Genomic DNA, 17,067 nt, shown 5'->3' with positions numbered 1-17,067 from the left:
GACACAGCGGATTGAAAAAAACTGACTCAATCCGTTGAACTTTTAGCAGGACGATATTATTGACATTATGCAGGTTCAACTGCAGCTAATTTGGCAATATGATCAGCATAAACCTTCACATCTGCCCAATCAGTATAATCAATAATAGCCGTAGGATCAGTAGGGCCATCGGTCATTTTCATAATAAGGCGGATCATCAAACTGTCGTACCAAGGCCAAGAAGGATAATCCACTTTTCCAGCAATTATTTTCACATCTTGTGGTTTCCACTCCGACAAGGTTAAAAATTTTTGCAAGTATTTGTTATTCTCTGGAATACGTTTTTCTGGCTTACGAGCCACCACATTGACACAAAAAAAGCTATTAGGCTGGTGCGATAAATGCTGTTGATTTTCACGTACAAACTCAAATACAGATTTATGATAAGAGCCATATAAAACACAAGCTCCTAATGCAACAGCTTGATACTTAGACCACTCTATTGGCGTTTTATCTTGAAGGTTAACCACATCACAATGATCACCTCTAGATTGAATTTGCTCTGCAATAGCACGACTAATATGTGCCGTATGGCCACCTCGGGAATAATACAATACTAAAATATTGGCCATTTTGAATTCTCATTGCTTGATAATTGAGCCCAGTTTGGCAAAAAAAGCCTTTTTAAACCTCTGCAATGATCACAAATTAGAAATAGCTCATATATTTAATAGTTAAAATTGAGATCTCAATGATGCGGAAGTATGATGATACAGAAATAGAATACTATTCACACTAAACGAAATTATAAGTCATATATAAGGACACTCATGAAGCAAGATATCGATGTCGCAACGATGCTAAATAATGCAGAAACGGCAGCACAATGGTTAAAAGCCATTGCGAATCCTTACCGCTTAATGATTTTATGTTTATTGTTAGAACAAGAATTAAGTGTGACAGAATTAAATGAAACAGTGCCTTTAAGCCAATCTGCACTATCACAGCATTTAGCAGTATTGCGCACCCAAGATTTGGTCAACACGCGTAAGAGTTCACAAGTGGTTTATTACACGCTTAAGAACGAGCAAGTCAGTGACGTTATCTCGATTCTACATCGCCGCTATTGTGCATAAACAACATTGGCCTTTAGTCTTTAGTCACCGCCGCTAAGTAACAAATAGCGTATCCAATAAACGTCATTGGAAACGCTTGCCATCATGAGATTATTTTTGTGCGATTATCTGTTTGGCATAATCCTCTACTTTACGCCAATCGGTAAACTCGAACGTTCCCTTTGTATCAGTAGGCCCTTTGGTCATCCACATGATAAACCGGATCATAAACTTATCGATAAAACGATAACGAGGATAATCAATCTTGCCAGCAAATACCCCCAGCAATTGGGGCTTCCAAGTTGATAACACTAAAAACTTTTGCATATAAGGATTTGTGTCTGGAGTATTTTTTTCAGGCTTTCTTGCGACAACATTTACAGAAAAAAAACTGTTCAATTTTGTGTCGAGTATTGCTTGGTGACGCTCAACAAACTTGAACAACTCTGGTCGATGCTTGCCATATCGAATACTGGCACCAATAACCACTTTATCTGCGCTAGTTAAATCACCAGCCTGAGCCTCCGCAAGATTGACCACATTAACCAGCTCACCCTGCTCAACTAATATTTGCTTAATTTTCTGACAAATAGCCAGTGTCTGACCATCAACAGTTGAGTATAAAATAAGAGTATTTAACATTAGTTTTTCCAAAATGTTGGGGTGAATAACACCAATAAAGTGAACACTTCTAATCGACCAAACAACATTGCCATGACCAGTACCCACTTGGCGCCGTCCGAAACGCTCGCATAATTAGATGCCACATCACCCAAACCTGGACCTAAATTATTTAAACTTGCTGCAGTTGCACTAAATGCAGTAATGGCATCCATATCCATGGCCATTAAAATCACCATACACACCACAAATACTAAAGCGTAAGCAGAAAAGAAGCCCCATACTGCATCAATAACCCTATCAGGTAATGCTGTGGATCCAATCTTGATGGAATACATCGCTTTAGGATGAACAAGTCGTTTCATTTCACGCGACCCTTGCAACACCAATAGAATTAAGCGGATCACTTTCATGCCGCCGCCAGTTGAGCCAGCACAACCACCAATAAAGCTTGAAAAAATTAACAGAATAGGTAAAAACAACGGCCAAGAATGAAAACTTTCGGTACCAAATCCTGCCGTTGTTGAAATAGATACGACTTGAAAGAAGGCGTAATCGAGCGTTTTCTCTGGAGTGTCGTAAATGCCAGACTGATACAAGGTAGCAAAACAAATAGCGGTTAACACCAGTTGTACAGCAATAAGGCCCCTAAACTCAGCATCTTTTAAATACACCTTAACGTTAATACCACGACGAGTAAATGCGGCAAAATGTAAGCTAAAATTGACTGCGGCTATCAGCAAAAAAAACGCACAAATAACGTTAATTAATGGGCTCTGAAAGTAACCAATACTGGCATCATGAGTAGAAAACCCACCAATGGCAATGGTTGAAAATGAATGACAAATAGCATCAAAAACATCCATACCAGCAAAGTAAAATGCTAATGCACAGGCGGTTGTCAGTAAAAAATAAATGTACCACAACGCTTTGGCTGTTTCAGCTATTCGCGGGGTCACTTTAGTGTCTTTAACAGGCCCTGGCACCTCAGCTTTGTACAGTTGCATGCCACCGATCCCCAATAATGGCAAAATAGCTACTGCTAAAACGATAATGCCCATACCGCCCATCCACTGCAGTAAATGTCGGTAGAACAATATTGATTTAGGCAAATCATCTAACCCAACTATCACGGTCGCACCCGTGGTGGTTAGTGCCGAAAATGATTCAAAAAAACTGTCTGTCCAGCTTAAGTCGGGGTTGTTAGAAAAAATGAATGGTAACGCACCAATTGAACCCAAAACGGTCCAGAACAACACTACAATCAGAAAACCTTCGCGAGTTCGTAAATCACCTTTTTGATGTCTATTGGGATACCACAATAAAAAACCTAAAAAAATACTGACAGCAAAGGCCTGAATAAACGCTGTACCGCCACCATCTTTATATAAGATAGCCACTAATGCTGACGGCAGCATGGTGATTGAAAATAATCCCATTAGCAAACCGGTAATTCTTATAATTGTTTTATATTGCATTAAGGATTCTGTTTAAGTTGTATAGCGTCGAATTTAACATTTGAATGACATTTTGGCATAAGTTTGTCATAGCTCAAACTGTAAACTTTACTTGTAGCAGCCCCTGCGTCAGGGTCGCCAATGCTTGGTTAAAAGCTTGATGGTGCGATTTAGCCAGTTCGAAGTATATTTCAACATTGTCAGTAAACACTTTATCCAACACTTCGCCATCATGTTGAGCAACTAAATACTCAATATCCGTTAATAAAGCATAATGACACACTAGCTTGGCTGGATATCTTAGATGTTTCACCTGAGTTTGTATTTGCATTAGCCCTTGCTTAATACCCGAGGTATAAGCACGTACTAACCCACCAACACCCAGCTTTGTGCCTCCAAAATAACGCACCACAATAACACCAATTTCACCAATACTTGCACCTTGTAAGCACGCTAACATAGGTTTCCCCGCGCTACCTGACGGTTCACCGTCATCGCTAGCGCCGATATCAATTGTATTTTCTGGGCTACCAGCCACAAATGCATAGCAATAATGATTTGCTCCTGGATATTGCTGCCTTACGTCAGTAAGTACTAACTTCATATCATTGGGATGCGGACAATGAAATAACAAAGAGATAAAGCGGCTATGCTTTATCTCTTCTTCTATCAATATGTTAGCTTGTGGTATTAAATATGACTCAATCAACTAAGCCAAACTCTCTTGTCATGTTTTCAACTCGGTCTTGGTGCACAATAACGTTATCTTCAATGCGGATCCCGCCGAATGGACGCAACTCATCAACCGTAGTCCAATTAATCATTTGCTTAGCCGCCGCAGGTAACTGATGGAGTAAGGTATCAATAATATAAAGACCTGGCTCAATAGTCAGTACTTGATTGGGCGCCAGTACTCTTGTGCAGCGTAAAAACGGATGAGCTTCAGGCGCAGCAATATGGGTTCCTCGCTCATCATGAGAATATCCTCCCACATCATGAACTTGTAGCCCTAACATATGCCCTAATCCATGAGGGAAAAAAGCACTCGTTACGCCCTCGGAGACTAACTGTTCAGCACAGCCATTAGCCAAACCAAAATCAATTAATAATTGGCCAATATCATGATGTGTTGCAATGTGTAGGTCTACGTATTTAACACCTGGTTTCATTTGCTCAATAATCGCTAATTGCACTTTATCTAGTGCGACAATTAACTCATAAAAACGGTTTTTTTCAAATGAGTAAGTGCGCGTAATATCAGCAGCATAGCCATAATAACTAGCTCCAGCATCAATCAAAAACGATAGACGTTGCACAGGGTTTATATGTTCTAAAGCGGTATAATGTAAAATGGCAGCGTTTTGGTTTAATGCAATAATATTCCCGTAAGGGACTTCATTTTCACCTTGGCCTATTTCGAGTAAGTAGCGTTGCTGAATTTCAAATTCACTAGCACCATCATAAAATGCATTTTTGGCAGCTAAATGGCCTTTTACCGCAATCTGGTTAGCTCGGCGCATACATTCGAGTTCGTACTGAGTTTTATCAGCCCGATGATAATGTAGATAGTTCATCACAGCATCAGGATTACGAGACGTAAAGCCTAATACATCAGCCACATCTAGATGCTCACCAATATAGGCCCATGAAGTCAGATTCTTCGGCAAGAAATCTGCAATAAGATCAGGTTTAGTCAGCAACTGAATATTAAAATGTTCTGTCCAAAAAGCTTGAGGCACGTCATTCACTTTATGCCAAAAATCAACCGGACGATAAAACACTAAAGTAGGCTTATCTTGGCCGTTAGCAATAATCCAGCAATTGGGTGTATCTAAAATAGGTAACCAAGCTTTAAATTGCGGGTTCACCTTAAACGGATAGTTCAAATCATCTAAAAACTGCCGATGTGGTTGCCCCGAGTGAATCACTAAACCCGAAATATTTTCACGCAGACAAATTTCGCTAACCCGGCGATTTAATTCCGCCATGTGCGCATGATACAAATATGTTAGCTGATCCATTGACTATTCCTTTGCATGAGTTTTAACCCAATTAGTCTATCACAAACAGAAAAACTCCTCCCAAGATGATATAAAATTAAACGGCCGTTTAAATTGGGTGTTGTAATTTATCTCATTTCGTCGCACACTGAGAATCAATTGGTCAATAGATGGCCGAAACTGCTGTGATGCAAGCTTGATAACTGCACAGTAAATAAGATGTGGAAGTCGCTTTTAAGCAATAAGGAAGCAAGCAATGATCTACCAAAGCCCTACCATTCAGGTTGAGTTACTTGAAGATAATATTGCCAAACTGTGCTTTAACGCACAAGGTTCGGTAAACAAATTCGACAGAGAAACTTTAGCCTCACTTGATGCTGCATTAGATAGCATTAAACAAAACACCAATATTAAAGCGTTATTGCTGACATCGGCAAAAAGCACCTTTATCGTTGGCGCAGACATTACCGAATTCTTAAGTTTATTCAAGCAAGATGATGCAACATTGCTCGCTTGGGTTGAACAAGCTAACGCGGTATTTAACAAACTCGAAGACTTACCGTTTCCAACTGCATCGGCAGTTAACGGATTTGCTCTTGGTGGTGGTTGTGAAACTATTTTAGCAACTGACTTACGCGTTGCTGATACCAATGCCCGCATCGGATTACCAGAAACAAAATTAGGTATTATTCCTGGTTTTGGTGGCACAGTGCGTTTACCTCGAGTTATTGGTGCTGATAATGCACTAGAGTGGATAACCACGGGTAAAGAGCAACGCCCAGATGACGCCTTAAAAGTAGGTGCCATTGATGCCGTTGTTGCACCAGAAAACTTACAAGCTGCAGCCATTCAAATGTTGCACGATGCACTTAATGGTAGCCTTGATTGGCAAGCTCGTCGTACTAAAAAACAAGCACCATTACAATTAGCTAAACTTGAAGCTATGATGTCATTTGCTACAGCAAAAGGCATGGTATTCTCTGTTGCAGGTAAACACTATCCAGCGCCAATGGCCGTTGTGAGTGTTATAGAGCAAGCGGCTAGTTTTGGGCGTGATGACGCATTAAAAGTGGAAGCTCAGGCTTTCATTAAACTGGCTAAAACAGAGGTTGCCCAAGCGCTCATTGGTATCTTCTTAAATGATCAGTTTGTAAAAGGCAAAGCTAAAAAAGCCGGAAAACTCGCTAAAGATGTCAATCAAGCCGCTGTATTAGGTGCGGGGATTATGGGTGGCGGCATTGCTTACCAAAGCGCCAGTAAAGGCACCCCCATTGTGATGAAAGATATCGCTCAACCTGCGCTTGATTTAGGCTTAAATGAAGCCGCAAAAATCCTAACCGCGCAAGTTTCTCGCGGCCGCTCTACGCCAGCCAAAATGGCTAAAGTATTAAACAACATCACCCCGTCTTTAGATTATGCCGCCATCAAAGGTAGCGACATTGTAGTAGAAGCGGTTGTTGAACATCCAAAAGTGAAAGCCACTGTGCTAGCTGAAGTTGAACAATATGTATCTGAAGATGCCATTATTGCATCAAACACTTCAACTATCTCAATCAATTTATTAGCTAAAAGCCTTAAGAAACCTGAACGTTTCTGCGGTATGCACTTCTTTAATCCAGTGCACAAAATGCCATTAGTTGAAATTATCCGCGGTGAGCACAGCTCTGAAGAAACCATTGCCACTGTTGTAGCCTATGCGAGCAAAATGGGTAAAACCCCAATTGTAGTAAACGACTGCCCAGGCTTCTTCGTTAACCGCGTATTGTTCCCTTACTTTGCAGGCTTTAGCGGTCTACTCGCAGAAGGCGCTGATTTTGCTGCTGTCGATAAAGTAATGGAAAAACAGTTTGGCTGGCCAATGGGCCCGGCTTACTTACTTGACGTCGTTGGTTTAGATACTGGTCATCACGCGCAAGCAGTAATGGCAGAAGGCTTCCCTGACCGCATGGGTAAAAACGGCAAAGATGCTATTGATATAATGTTTGAAAACAAGCGTCTAGGTCAGAAAAACGCGAAAGGTTTCTATGCTTATTCTGTTGACCGTCGTGGTAAGCCGAAAAAAGACATTGATCCAACAAGCTACGAGTTATTAAGCGCTGAGTTCGGTGAATTAAAAGCATTCGAGTCAGATGACATCATCGCTCGTTGTATGATCCCGATGATCATCGAAACGGTTCGTTGTTTAGAAGAAGGCATTATTGCATCACCTGCTGAAGGCGATATGGGTCTAGTTTACGGTATTGGTTTCCCTCCATTCCGAGGCGGTGTATTCCGTTACTTAGACACCTTGGGTGTAGCAAACTTTGTAGCCCTAGCAGACAAATACGCACACCTTGGTGGCTTGTATCAAGTTACCGATGCGATGCGTGAACTAGCAGCCAACAACGGTAGTTACTACCAAGCCTAATCAGTGGGAAAGGAATTAAATCATGAAACAAGCTGTTATCGTAGACTGCATTCGTACCCCAATGGGCCGCTCGAAGGCTGGGGTATTTAGAAATGTACGTGCAGAAACATTGTCTGCAGAACTAATGAAAGCACTGATGGTGCGTAACCCACAATTAGACCCAAATGACATTGAAGATGTGATATGGGGATGTGTGCAGCAAACATTGGAACAAGGTTTCAATATTGCTCGTAATGCATCATTGTTAGCTGGTGTCCCTAAAACAGCAGGTGCAGTGACTGTAAACCGTTTATGTGGTTCGTCAATGGATGCCCTTCACCAAGCGGCTCGCGCCATTATGACAGGCCAAGGTGACACTTTCATTATTGGTGGTGTTGAACATATGGGTCACGTACCAATGAACCATGGAGTCGATTTTCACCCTGGTTTATCAAACCGCGTAGCCAAAGCATCTGGCATGATGGGCTTAACGGCTGAAATGCTAGGCAAAATGCACGGTATTACTCGTGAACAACAAGATGCATTTGCTGTACGTTCTCATCAACGTGCACATGCTGCAACTATCGAAGGTCGTTTCGCCAAAGAAATTTGGGGAATTGAAGGCCATGATGCAAATGGCGCATTAATTAAAGTGATGACAGATGAAGTTATTCGTCCAGAAACATCATTAGAATCACTTGCGGGTTTACGACCAGCCTTTGACCCTGCAAATGGAACTGTTACTGCGGGCACATCATCTGCATTATCAGACGGTGCTTCGGCAATGTTAGTGATGGAAGAATCTAAAGCTCGCGCTTTAGGTTTAACCATTCGTGCACGTATTCGCTCAATGGCAGTTGCTGGTTGTGATGCTGCAATTATGGGTTATGGTCCAGTACCTGCAACCAAAAAAGCATTAGCTCGTGCAGGTTTGTCTGTTGCCGATTTAGACCTTATCGAATTAAACGAAGCTTTCGCAGCACAGTCGTTGCCTTGTGTAAAAGATCTTGGTTTACAAGATGTTGTCGACGAAAAAATTAACCTTAACGGTGGTGCAATTGCATTAGGCCATCCATTAGGTTGTTCTGGCGCACGTATCTCGACAACACTGATTAACTTAATGGAAGAAAAAGATGCAACGCTTGGTCTTGCCACTATGTGCATCGGTTTAGGTCAAGGTATCGCAACTGTATTCGAACGCGTTTAATCGTTTCATACCAAGCAGATACTTTCAGTTATATAAAGTAAGTTGTAAAAACGAGCCAAATTGGCTCGTTTTTTTATTTTAAATTTTTCTATTTTGCCTAATGTTCCACGTGAAACATATTTCATGCAAAATAAAAAAGCTCAAAATAACATTATAAAGAACCAAACTTGGCAAGCTTAAATGACAAGAGTAACATTAGCGCTAATTTAATAAGTAAACATAGACAGTATTTCATGAACGACATTTATACCCAAGCACAACACCAACTCGATGCTCTTGGACTGCGTTGCCCGGAGCCAGTAATGATGATCCGCAAAACCGTTCGCAAAATGGCACAAGGTGAAACCTTATTAGTCATTGCTGATGATCCAGCTACAACTCGTGATATTCCGAGTTTCTGTGAATTTATGGATCACACGTTAATTGCAAGTGATACAAGCAAAACTCCATACCAATATTTGTTGAAAAAAGGGCTCTAATTAATGACCATCACATTGGAAGGTATCGCATACAAAACCGCAAAACGCGGCGAAATGAAGCCTATTTTTTGTGCCAAGGTAACTGAAGAGCGAGGTGTTGAAAAGGATGTTTTTGGTAAACCTGGAAAGCGTCAAGTGACCATAATGTCTCAACAACAGTGGGAAGTTGCCTGCCTGCAAATTAAGGCTGATTTAAACTGGTTAACACGGAGGGCTAATTTATTGATTAGTGGTCATGAATTTAGTGCTGAAGACGTTGGCAAAACAATTTCAATCGGAACAGAGCTTAAATTATTGATTACAGGCGAAACAGATCCATGTAAAAAAATGGAACAAGCTTATCCTGGTTTAGAACAAGCATTAACACCTCATTGGCGAGGTGGAGTGACCAGCCGAGTCATACAAACGGGATTAATACAACCAGATGATACTGTCACTATCGATTAGTAAAAGAGTCACTCATTTTCATTTAAGCCTTTCACATTATACTCAACTCCTAACATTCAATACCGAATAATCAGTTTTCGGCATCCATGTTAACGCTTGTCACCAATTGAAACAGATTTGTTGTATTCCTTATCGGTAAACTATGCGATAAAGGATCAATCCAAACAACTAATACAGTAAAATGAAATACCAATGGTCAAATTCTTTTATTTAAAATAAAGGAATTTAATGGGTATTAAACTTGATTAAATCCTCTGAAAACAAAAAGACAACGGATAATCTACTCTATGTTGACTCAAAAACTAACACCTCTTTATACCGCCATAGCACTCACGCTAGGCTTTTCCAACTTAACTTTTGCTGAAGATGAGATAGCCCAATGGCAGGTGAATGCTCCAGAAAATGCGCCATTAAGCAAAGTTGATATCAATGTTACTGAAGGGACATGGATGAATGTCAACGTATCACCAGATGGTAAATACATTGTATTCGATCTACTAGGCGACATTTACCAAATGCCAATCAGTGGTGGCGCAGCCAAGCCATTAGCACAAGGCATTGCTTGGCAAATGCAGCCCGTTTATAGCCCTGATGGTAAGTACATCGCATTTACCTCTGATGAGGATGGTGGCGATAATATTTGGATAATGAATGCCGATGGCACTAATCCACGCCCGGTTACCAATGAAACATTTAGACTATTGAATAGCCCTGCATGGAGTCCTGACTCACAATACTTAGTAGCACGTAAACATTTTACCGGCACTCGCAGTTTAGGTGCCGGTGAAGTGTGGATGTATCACGTCGCGGGCGGCGAAGGTGTTAAACTGACAGAGCGCCCTAACGAACAAAAAGATTTAGGTGAACCGGCGTACTCACCAGACGGTCGGTACATTTACTTTAGCCAAGATGCAACCCCAGGAAAAACCTTCCATTACTCAAAAGATTCAGTCAAAGGCATTTATAAAATTAAGCGTTATGACACCCAAACGGGTGACATTGAAGTATTGATTGAAGGCACCGGTGGTGCAATTAGACCAACACCAAGCCCTGATGGCAAAATGCTTGCTTACATTAAGCGCGATGGATTTCAGTCAACCCTCTATTCACTTAATTTAACATCAGGTGAACAAACCAAGCTATATGGCAAGCTTGATCGTGATATGCAAGAAACATGGGCAATTCATGGTGTTTACCCAACAATGTCTTGGACTAAAGACAATAAACACATCGTATTTTGGGCTAACGGTAAAATTAATAAACTCGATGTCGACAGTAAAAAAGTATCTAACATTCCATTTAGTGTTACATCTCAAAGAGATATTCAGCCATCAGTCCGCTTTACACAAAACTTAGACCAAGATGAATTTAATGTCAAAATGCTGCGTATGGCACAAGTGTCACCTGACGGCGAAAAAGTGATATTTGAAGCCTTAGGTAAAATTTGGATTCGCGATATTAACGGCGGTAAACATAAACGATTAACTCGTTTAGATGATGACATCAATGAGCTTTTCCCACAATGGTCACGCGACGGTAAAGACATTGTATTCACTACTTGGAATGATCAACAGCAAGGCACTGTTAGTGTTGTTAGTGCTAGAGGTAGTAAAGCAAAAGTATTGACCAACGAGCCCGGCAAATATGTCGAACCGACCTTCTCTCCTGATGGTGATTATGTCGTTTATCGTAAAGCTCGCGGTGGATACATGACACCACGCACTTGGTCACAAGAGCCTGGCTTATATAAAGTGGATATCAAAGGCAAAAAAAATACCAAGCTATCAGCCAGTGGTCACCAACCACAATTTGGCGCAAACCCCGACCGTGTTTACTTTATGGATTCAAGTGAAACACCAGAGTTTGCCTCTATCGGTATGAACGGTTTTGAAAAACGTACCCATTACACCAGCGACCATGCGACTGAGTTTCGTTTGTCACCAAACGGCGAGCACTTGGCTTTTGCTGAGCGCTTTAGGGTGTACGTAACGCCCTTTGCTAAACATGGTGAAACCATTGCAATTGGCCCTAAAGCAACTAATTTACCCATTACTCAACTGAGCGCTCGAGCAGGAGAAAGCATTAGTTGGAACGGTAAAAACAACCAACTGTATTGGACATTGGGCCCTGATTTGTATCAAGCCAATGTAGACACCCAATATGCAAAATCTGAAACCAAGGTTAAGCCCAAAATCACTTCAATTGGTTTTAAAGGTAAAGCCGATGTTCCACGTGGAACAGTTGCATTTACCGGCGGAAAAGTGATTACAATGGAAAATGATCAGGTTATTGATAACGGCGTTGTAATCGTTAAAGAAAATAAAATTGTCCATGTGGGTAACGCAAATACAGTTATTCCCGAAAATGCTCAAGTGATCGATATTAGCGGTAAAACCATTATGCCTGGAATATTTGATGCCCATGCACATGGTGGCCAAGCAGATGATGAAATTATTCCACAACAAAACTGGGCCTTATATTCTGGCTTATCGCTTGGGGTAACGTCTATTCATGACCCATCAAATGACACTACCGAAATTTTTGCTGCTTCTGAACAACAAAAAGCAGGCTATATTGTTGGACCACGTATTTTCTCAACCGGGACTATATTATATGGCGCCAACTTACCAGGTTATACCTCGCATGTAGATTCACTTGATGATGCAAAGTTTCACTTAGAGCGTCTTAAAAAAGTCGGTGCATTTAGTGTTAAGAGTTACAACCAACCACGCCGGGATCAGCGCCAACAAATTATTGCTGCTGCACGTGAGCTCGAAATGATGGTTGTGCCTGAAGGTGGAAGTTTACTGCAGCACAATCTATCCATGATAGCGGATGGCCACACCACAGTAGAACATTCGTTGCCTGCAGCTTCTGTTTACAGCGACATCAAGCAATTCTGGAGCCAAACAGAAGTTCACTACACTCCGACGTTAGTGGTCGCTTATGGTGGTATATCTGGCGAGCATTACTGGTACGATAAAACTGACGTTTGGTCTCACCCACGCCTAAGCATGTATGTACCCCATGACATTCTTGATGCCCGTTCAATGCGCCGCACCACAGCACCTGATGAACATTACAACCATTTTAATGTTGCTCGTGTAGCCAATGAGTTAAACAATATTGGCGTTAAGCCTAATATTGGTGCTCATGGTCAGCGCGAAGGATTAGCCGCACATTGGGAGATGTGGATGTTTGCTCAAGGCGGCATGAGTAATATGGAAGTTTTAAAAACAGCGACTATTAACCCAGCTACTACCTTTGGAATGGACCATCAACTGGGTTCAATTAAAGTTGGAAAACTAGCTGATTTAATTGTGATTGATGGCGATCCTTTAACTGATATTAGAACAACAGATAAGGTCACTTACACCATGGTCAATGGTAAGCTATTTAATTCAGAAACCATGAATCAACTCAATGGTGATAAACATAAGCGTCAGCCTTTTTTCTTTGAAAAAATTTAACGGTTAAGTTAAGCCAATAAAAAGGGTGTTCCACGTGGAACACCCTTTTTATGCTTAAAATCAATACTGACCGTGACAATGACAGTCTGTTGTATGATCGTTTACCATGCCCACAGCTTGCATAAATGCGTAACAAATTGTCGGACCAACAAAGTTAAAACCAAGTTTTTTTAATGCCTTAGACATGGCTTCAGACTCAGGTGTTTGCGCAGGAACTTGGCTTGAAGAACTGAAGTTATTATCTTTAGGTTTACCACCAACATAAGCCCATAAAAATTCAGAGAAATCATTACCCTGCTCTACAAATGCCATATAAGCTCTGGCATTTTTGATGATAGAGTTAATTTTAAGGCGGTTACGCACAATGCCCTGCTCAAGCATTAATGATTCAACTTTCTCTTGATCAAACTCAGCAATAACACTTGGTTCAAAATTGGCAAATAATTGCTGATAATTATGCTGTTTTTTAAGAATGGTAATCCAAGATAAACCTGCTTGTTGACCGTCAAGACACAACTTAGCAAAAAGCTGTATTGCATCATACTCAGGACGCCCCCAAACAGTATCATGATAATGCTGATACAAAGGGTCTTCACTTACCCAACCACATCGGTTAACTTGCATAATAGGGTTCCATTAATGTTTTTATGAATACGTTAAAAAATAACCTACATCTGCCTTGCTCTACAAGGTATAATCATTAACATTTTCTATTAATAGCCTGACAGTAGTAGACATGACGAAACACGACGTAAAGACATTTCAGGGTTTTATCCTAACCCTTCAGGAATATTGGGCGCAACAAGGTTGCGCAATCGTTCAACCTCTCGATTTGGAAGTTGGTGCGGGTACTTTCCACCCACAGACGTTCTTGCGCTCATTAGGCCCAGAGCCAATGAGCAGTGCATATGTGCAACCGTCTCGCCGCCCTACTGACGGACGTTATGGTGAAAACCCAAATCGATTACAACATTACTATCAGTTCCAAGTAGTGTTAAAACCATCGCCAGATAATATTCAAGAATTGTATTTAGGCTCATTAGAAGCCCTTGGTATTGACACACAAGTACATGATATTCGATTTGTAGAAGATAACTGGGAATCGCCTACATTAGGAGCTTGGGGATTAGGCTGGGAGGTTTGGCTCAATGGCATGGAAGTGACTCAATTTACCTACTTCCAACAAGTTGGCGGTATTGAGTGTAGCCCTGTTACTGGTGAAATCACTTACGGACTTGAACGCTTAGCCATGTATATTCAAGAAGTAGACAGTGTTTATGATCTTGTATGGACAGACGGTCCTTTAGGTCGAGTGACTTATGGTGATATTTTCCATCAAAATGAAGTTGAGCAATCAACTTATAACTTTGAACACGCTGATGTCGACTTTATGTTCTCTTTATTCGACCAATGTGAAAAAATGTGTATGCACTTACTTTCACTCGAAAAGCCGTTACCACTTCCAGCTTACGAGCAAGTGATGAAAGCTTCGCACGCTTTTAACCTACTTGATGCACGCCATGCAATTTCCGTTACTGAACGTCAGCGTTATATTCTTCGCGTTCGTACCATGGCAAAGGGTGTAGCAGAATCTTATTATCAAGCACGTGAAGCGCTTGGCTTCCCATTGTGTAAGTAGAGGTAACAAATGAATTTTGAAAACTTACTCATTGAAATTGGTACTGAAGAGCTACCACCAAAATCATTACGCACGTTAGCTGAATCATTTTTAGCTAATTTCACTGACGAATTAACTAAAGCGGACTTACCATTTGAGTCAGCAGTCTGGTATGCGGCGCCACGACGTTTAGCCATAAACATTATTGGTTTAGCTCAGGCTCAAGCAGATAAAGTAGTTGAAAAACGCGGTCCAGCGGTAACGTCGGCATTTGATGCTGACGGAAATCCAACGAAAGCAGCACAAGGATGGGCGCGAGGAAACGGTATTACCGTTGAGCAAGCCGAGCGCCTAGTAACAGATAAGGGTGAATGGTTAGTACACCAAGCTAAAGTGGTTGGTGTTGAAACTAAAAGCTTAATTGCTGATATGGCACAGCGCGCCTTAGACAAATTACCAATCCCAAAGCCTATGCGTTGGGGTAATAATAAAACTCAGTTTATACGTCCAGTTCACACTGTAACCATGTTACTTGGTAGTGAATTAGTTGCGGGTGAATTGCTTGGAATAAAATCAGCCAGAGTCATTCGTGGTCACCGCTTTATGGGTCAAGCTTCGTTTGAGTTAGATCATGCCGACAACTACCTAACCGCACTGAAAGAGCATGGTAAAGTACTTGCTGACTATGAATTACGTAAATCGCTAATAAAAACGGATACAGAAGCGGCCGCGGCTAAATTAGATGGTGTTGCTGATATTCAAGAAGAGCTATTAGAAGAAGTCACTTCACTTGTTGAATGGCCAATAGTACTAACGGCAAGCTTTGAAGAGAAATTTTTAGACGTTCCTTCTGAAGCCTTGGTTTACACCATGAAAGGTGATCAAAAATACTTCCCCGTCTTTAATAAAACCGGCAAATTATTGCCTAACTTTATTTTTGTGACAAATATAGAGTCTAAGGATCCGCAACAAATTATTTCAGGTAATGAAAAAGTGGTTCGCCCTCGCCTTGCCGATGCTGAATTCTTCTTTAACACTGACAAAAAGCACACACTAGAATCTCGTTTGCCTAGCCTGGAAACCGTTGTATTTCAAAAGCAACTAGGCACCTTAAAAGCAAGAGTCGAACGTATTTCTGAGTTAGCAGGCTTTATTGCAACTCAAATGAATGATCACAATGTAGACACAAACAGTGTTGATGCTAGCCGTGCCGGTTTATTATCTAAAACAGATCTTATGACCAACATGGTGATGGAATTTACTGATACTCAAGGCACTATGGGCATGCATTACGCACGCTTAGACGGCGAAACGGAAGCCGTCGCAGTCGCGCTTGAAGAACAATACAAACCTAAATTTTCTGGCGACACGGTACCTACAGCAAACGTATCATGTGCGGTTGCACTTGCGGAAAAGCTAGATACATTAGTCGGTATTTTTGGCATTGGCCAAGCCCCAAAAGGTGCAGCAGACCCATTTGCGCTTCGCCGTGCAGCCATTGGTATTTTACGCGTTATCGTAGAGAATAAGCTGCCACTCGACTTAGTTGAGTTAATCGCTAAAGCACATACCTTGCATGGTACAAATATCACTAACACCAACACTTGCGATGATGTGCTTGAGTTCCTTCTTGCACGTTTTCGAGCTTGGTATCAAGATAAAGGCATTCAAGTTGACGTGATTTTAGCCGTACTGGCTCGTCGGCCAACACGCCCAGCTGATTTTGATAGTCGTGTCAAAGCCGTATCACACTTCCGTGGTTTAGAGGCATCAACCGCCCTCGCCGCAGCCAATAAACGTGTTTCTAATATATTGGCTAAAGTTGAAGGTGAGCTGCCCGCAACGATTAACTCTGCACTGTTAACAGAAACAGCAGAAAAAGCGTTAGCAAATAAACTTGCACAACTGCAACCACAGTTAGCTCCACTATTTGCCAACGCTGAATACCAACAGGCATTAACATTATTGGCTGACTTACGTGAAAGTGTCGATCAGTTCTTTGAAGATGTCATGGTAATGGCGGACGATAAAGCATTGAAAAATAACCGTTTAGCATTATTAACCAATCTACGAGAGCAATTCTTACATGTTGCGGATATTTCTTTACTGCAATAATTCAGAACGACAATAATTCCGTACAATAAAAAAGCGCCCTTAGGCGTAATGCCGATCAGTTAAGCGGTAATGCTATAAAATCTGAACAGATCGGTTGACCGATCTTTTCAGTCTGCGAAAATCCGATAATCTTTATTATCGGATTTTTTTATGGAACTCTCTGAAGCCCTTGC

General features: G+C 41.3%; 14 protein-coding genes. 8 read left to right on the top strand and 6 right to left on the bottom strand.

The features are described 5' to 3' along the window. Positions 1-65: 65 nt before the first annotated feature. Positions 66-611 carry a menaquinone-dependent protoporphyrinogen IX dehydrogenase gene (gene hemG / locus ACWXWT_RS09885; RefSeq protein WP_456041418.1) on the bottom strand — a complete coding sequence of 182 codons (546 nt, stop codon included), beginning with the start codon at positions 609-611 and terminating at the stop codon, positions 66-68. A 198-nt stretch (positions 612-809) separates the two neighbouring features. Between hemG (ACWXWT_RS09885) and ACWXWT_RS09880 the strand changes: the two genes are divergently transcribed. Continuing rightward, positions 810-1,115, top strand: coding sequence for an ArsR/SmtB family transcription factor (locus ACWXWT_RS09880; protein WP_456041417.1), 306 nt, complete (start codon positions 810-812; stop codon positions 1,113-1,115). Between the two features lie 90 nt (positions 1,116-1,205). On the opposite strand, the gene hemG (ACWXWT_RS09875) is transcribed toward ACWXWT_RS09880, so the two are convergent. The 4 genes from hemG (ACWXWT_RS09875) to pepQ form a co-directional block, all read right to left on the bottom strand. Beyond that, positions 1,206-1,736, bottom strand: coding sequence for a menaquinone-dependent protoporphyrinogen IX dehydrogenase (hemG, locus tag ACWXWT_RS09875; RefSeq protein ID WP_456041416.1), 531 nt, complete (start codon positions 1,734-1,736; stop codon positions 1,206-1,208). Next, on the bottom strand, positions 1,736-3,193 hold the full coding sequence (locus tag ACWXWT_RS09870) for a TrkH family potassium uptake protein (protein WP_456041415.1): 1,458 nt from the start codon (positions 3,191-3,193) through the stop codon (positions 1,736-1,738). Before ACWXWT_RS09870 ends, hemG (ACWXWT_RS09875) begins: the two co-directional genes overlap by 1 nt. A 73-nt stretch (positions 3,194-3,266) precedes the next feature. After that, positions 3,267-3,881 carry a YigZ family protein gene (locus tag ACWXWT_RS09865; protein ID WP_456041414.1) on the bottom strand — a complete coding sequence of 205 codons (615 nt, stop codon included), beginning with the start codon at positions 3,879-3,881 and terminating at the stop codon, positions 3,267-3,269. Continuing rightward, positions 3,874-5,193, bottom strand: coding sequence for a Xaa-Pro dipeptidase (pepQ, locus tag ACWXWT_RS09860; protein WP_456041413.1), 1,320 nt, complete (start codon positions 5,191-5,193; stop codon positions 3,874-3,876). The genes ACWXWT_RS09865 and pepQ overlap by 8 nt, the downstream gene beginning before the upstream one ends. A gap of 235 nt (positions 5,194-5,428) precedes the next feature. Between pepQ and fadB the strand changes: the two genes are divergently transcribed. From fadB to ACWXWT_RS09835, 5 genes are all read left to right on the top strand, one after another. Continuing rightward, complete coding sequence (fadB, locus tag ACWXWT_RS09855) at positions 5,429-7,579, top strand: fatty acid oxidation complex subunit alpha FadB (RefSeq protein WP_456041412.1); 2,151 nt, start codon at positions 5,429-5,431, stop codon at positions 7,577-7,579. Between the two features lie 22 nt (positions 7,580-7,601). Next, the gene (fadA, locus tag ACWXWT_RS09850; RefSeq protein WP_456041411.1) at positions 7,602-8,765 is read left to right on the top strand and encodes an acetyl-CoA C-acyltransferase FadA; all 1,164 of its coding nucleotides are present in this window, start codon (positions 7,602-7,604) and stop codon (positions 8,763-8,765) included. 233 nt (positions 8,766-8,998) lie between these two features. Then, complete coding sequence (tusA, locus tag ACWXWT_RS09845; protein ID WP_456041410.1) at positions 8,999-9,244, top strand: sulfurtransferase TusA; 246 nt, start codon at positions 8,999-9,001, stop codon at positions 9,242-9,244. Between the two features lie 3 nt (positions 9,245-9,247). Then, on the top strand, positions 9,248-9,691 hold the full coding sequence (locus ACWXWT_RS09840) for an MOSC domain-containing protein (protein WP_456041409.1): 444 nt from the start codon (positions 9,248-9,250) through the stop codon (positions 9,689-9,691). Positions 9,692-9,978: 287 nt separating this feature from the next. Beyond that, positions 9,979-13,161: an amidohydrolase family protein gene (locus ACWXWT_RS09835; protein ID WP_456041408.1), complete on the top strand. Its 3,183-nt coding sequence runs from the start codon at positions 9,979-9,981 to the stop codon at positions 13,159-13,161. Between the two features lie 60 nt (positions 13,162-13,221). Here the strand turns inward: ACWXWT_RS09835 and ACWXWT_RS09830 are convergent, their stop codons facing one another. After that, entirely contained in the window at positions 13,222-13,785 is a 564-nt protein-coding gene (locus ACWXWT_RS09830) for a DNA-3-methyladenine glycosylase I (RefSeq protein ID WP_456041407.1), read from the bottom strand. A 112-nt stretch (positions 13,786-13,897) separates the two neighbouring features. On the opposite strand from ACWXWT_RS09830, the gene glyQ reads away from it, so the two are divergent. Then, positions 13,898-14,800, top strand: a complete 903-nt coding sequence (gene glyQ, locus ACWXWT_RS09825) for a glycine--tRNA ligase subunit alpha (protein WP_456041406.1) — start codon at positions 13,898-13,900, stop codon at positions 14,798-14,800. A gap of 9 nt (positions 14,801-14,809) precedes the next feature. Further along, positions 14,810-16,894 carry a glycine--tRNA ligase subunit beta gene (glyS, locus tag ACWXWT_RS09820; protein WP_456041405.1) on the top strand — a complete coding sequence of 695 codons (2,085 nt, stop codon included), beginning with the start codon at positions 14,810-14,812 and terminating at the stop codon, positions 16,892-16,894. Positions 16,895-17,067: the final 173 nt, after the last annotated feature.

This window comes from Shewanella sp. A22 (genome assembly GCF_053850585.1).
This window is presented reverse-complemented; position numbering and strand designations above follow the sequence as displayed.

What these genes read in the sequence shown, in the direction of transcription:
- hemG (WP_456041418.1), bottom strand. Translation starts at nt 611, where the DNA reads ATGGCCAATATTTTAGTATTGTATTATTCCCGAGGTGGCCATACGGCA.
- ACWXWT_RS09880 (WP_456041417.1), top strand. Translation starts at nt 810, where the DNA reads ATGAAGCAAGATATCGATGTCGCAACGATGCTAAATAATGCAGAAACG.
- hemG (WP_456041416.1), bottom strand. Translation starts at nt 1,736, where the DNA reads ATGTTAAATACTCTTATTTTATACTCAACTGTTGATGGTCAGACACTG.
- ACWXWT_RS09870 (WP_456041415.1), bottom strand. Translation starts at nt 3,193, where the DNA reads ATGCAATATAAAACAATTATAAGAATTACCGGTTTGCTAATGGGATTA.
- pepQ (WP_456041413.1), bottom strand. Translation starts at nt 5,193, where the DNA reads ATGGATCAGCTAACATATTTGTATCATGCGCACATGGCGGAATTAAAT.
- fadB (WP_456041412.1), top strand. Translation starts at nt 5,429, where the DNA reads ATGATCTACCAAAGCCCTACCATTCAGGTTGAGTTACTTGAAGATAAT.
- fadA (WP_456041411.1), top strand. Translation starts at nt 7,602, where the DNA reads ATGAAACAAGCTGTTATCGTAGACTGCATTCGTACCCCAATGGGCCGC.
- tusA (WP_456041410.1), top strand. Translation starts at nt 8,999, where the DNA reads ATGAACGACATTTATACCCAAGCACAACACCAACTCGATGCTCTTGGA.
- ACWXWT_RS09840 (WP_456041409.1), top strand. Translation starts at nt 9,248, where the DNA reads ATGACCATCACATTGGAAGGTATCGCATACAAAACCGCAAAACGCGGC.
- ACWXWT_RS09835 (WP_456041408.1), top strand. Translation starts at nt 9,979, where the DNA reads ATGTTGACTCAAAAACTAACACCTCTTTATACCGCCATAGCACTCACG.
- ACWXWT_RS09830 (WP_456041407.1), bottom strand. Translation starts at nt 13,785, where the DNA reads ATGCAAGTTAACCGATGTGGTTGGGTAAGTGAAGACCCTTTGTATCAG.
- glyQ (WP_456041406.1), top strand. Translation starts at nt 13,898, where the DNA reads ATGACGAAACACGACGTAAAGACATTTCAGGGTTTTATCCTAACCCTT.
- glyS (WP_456041405.1), top strand. Translation starts at nt 14,810, where the DNA reads ATGAATTTTGAAAACTTACTCATTGAAATTGGTACTGAAGAGCTACCA.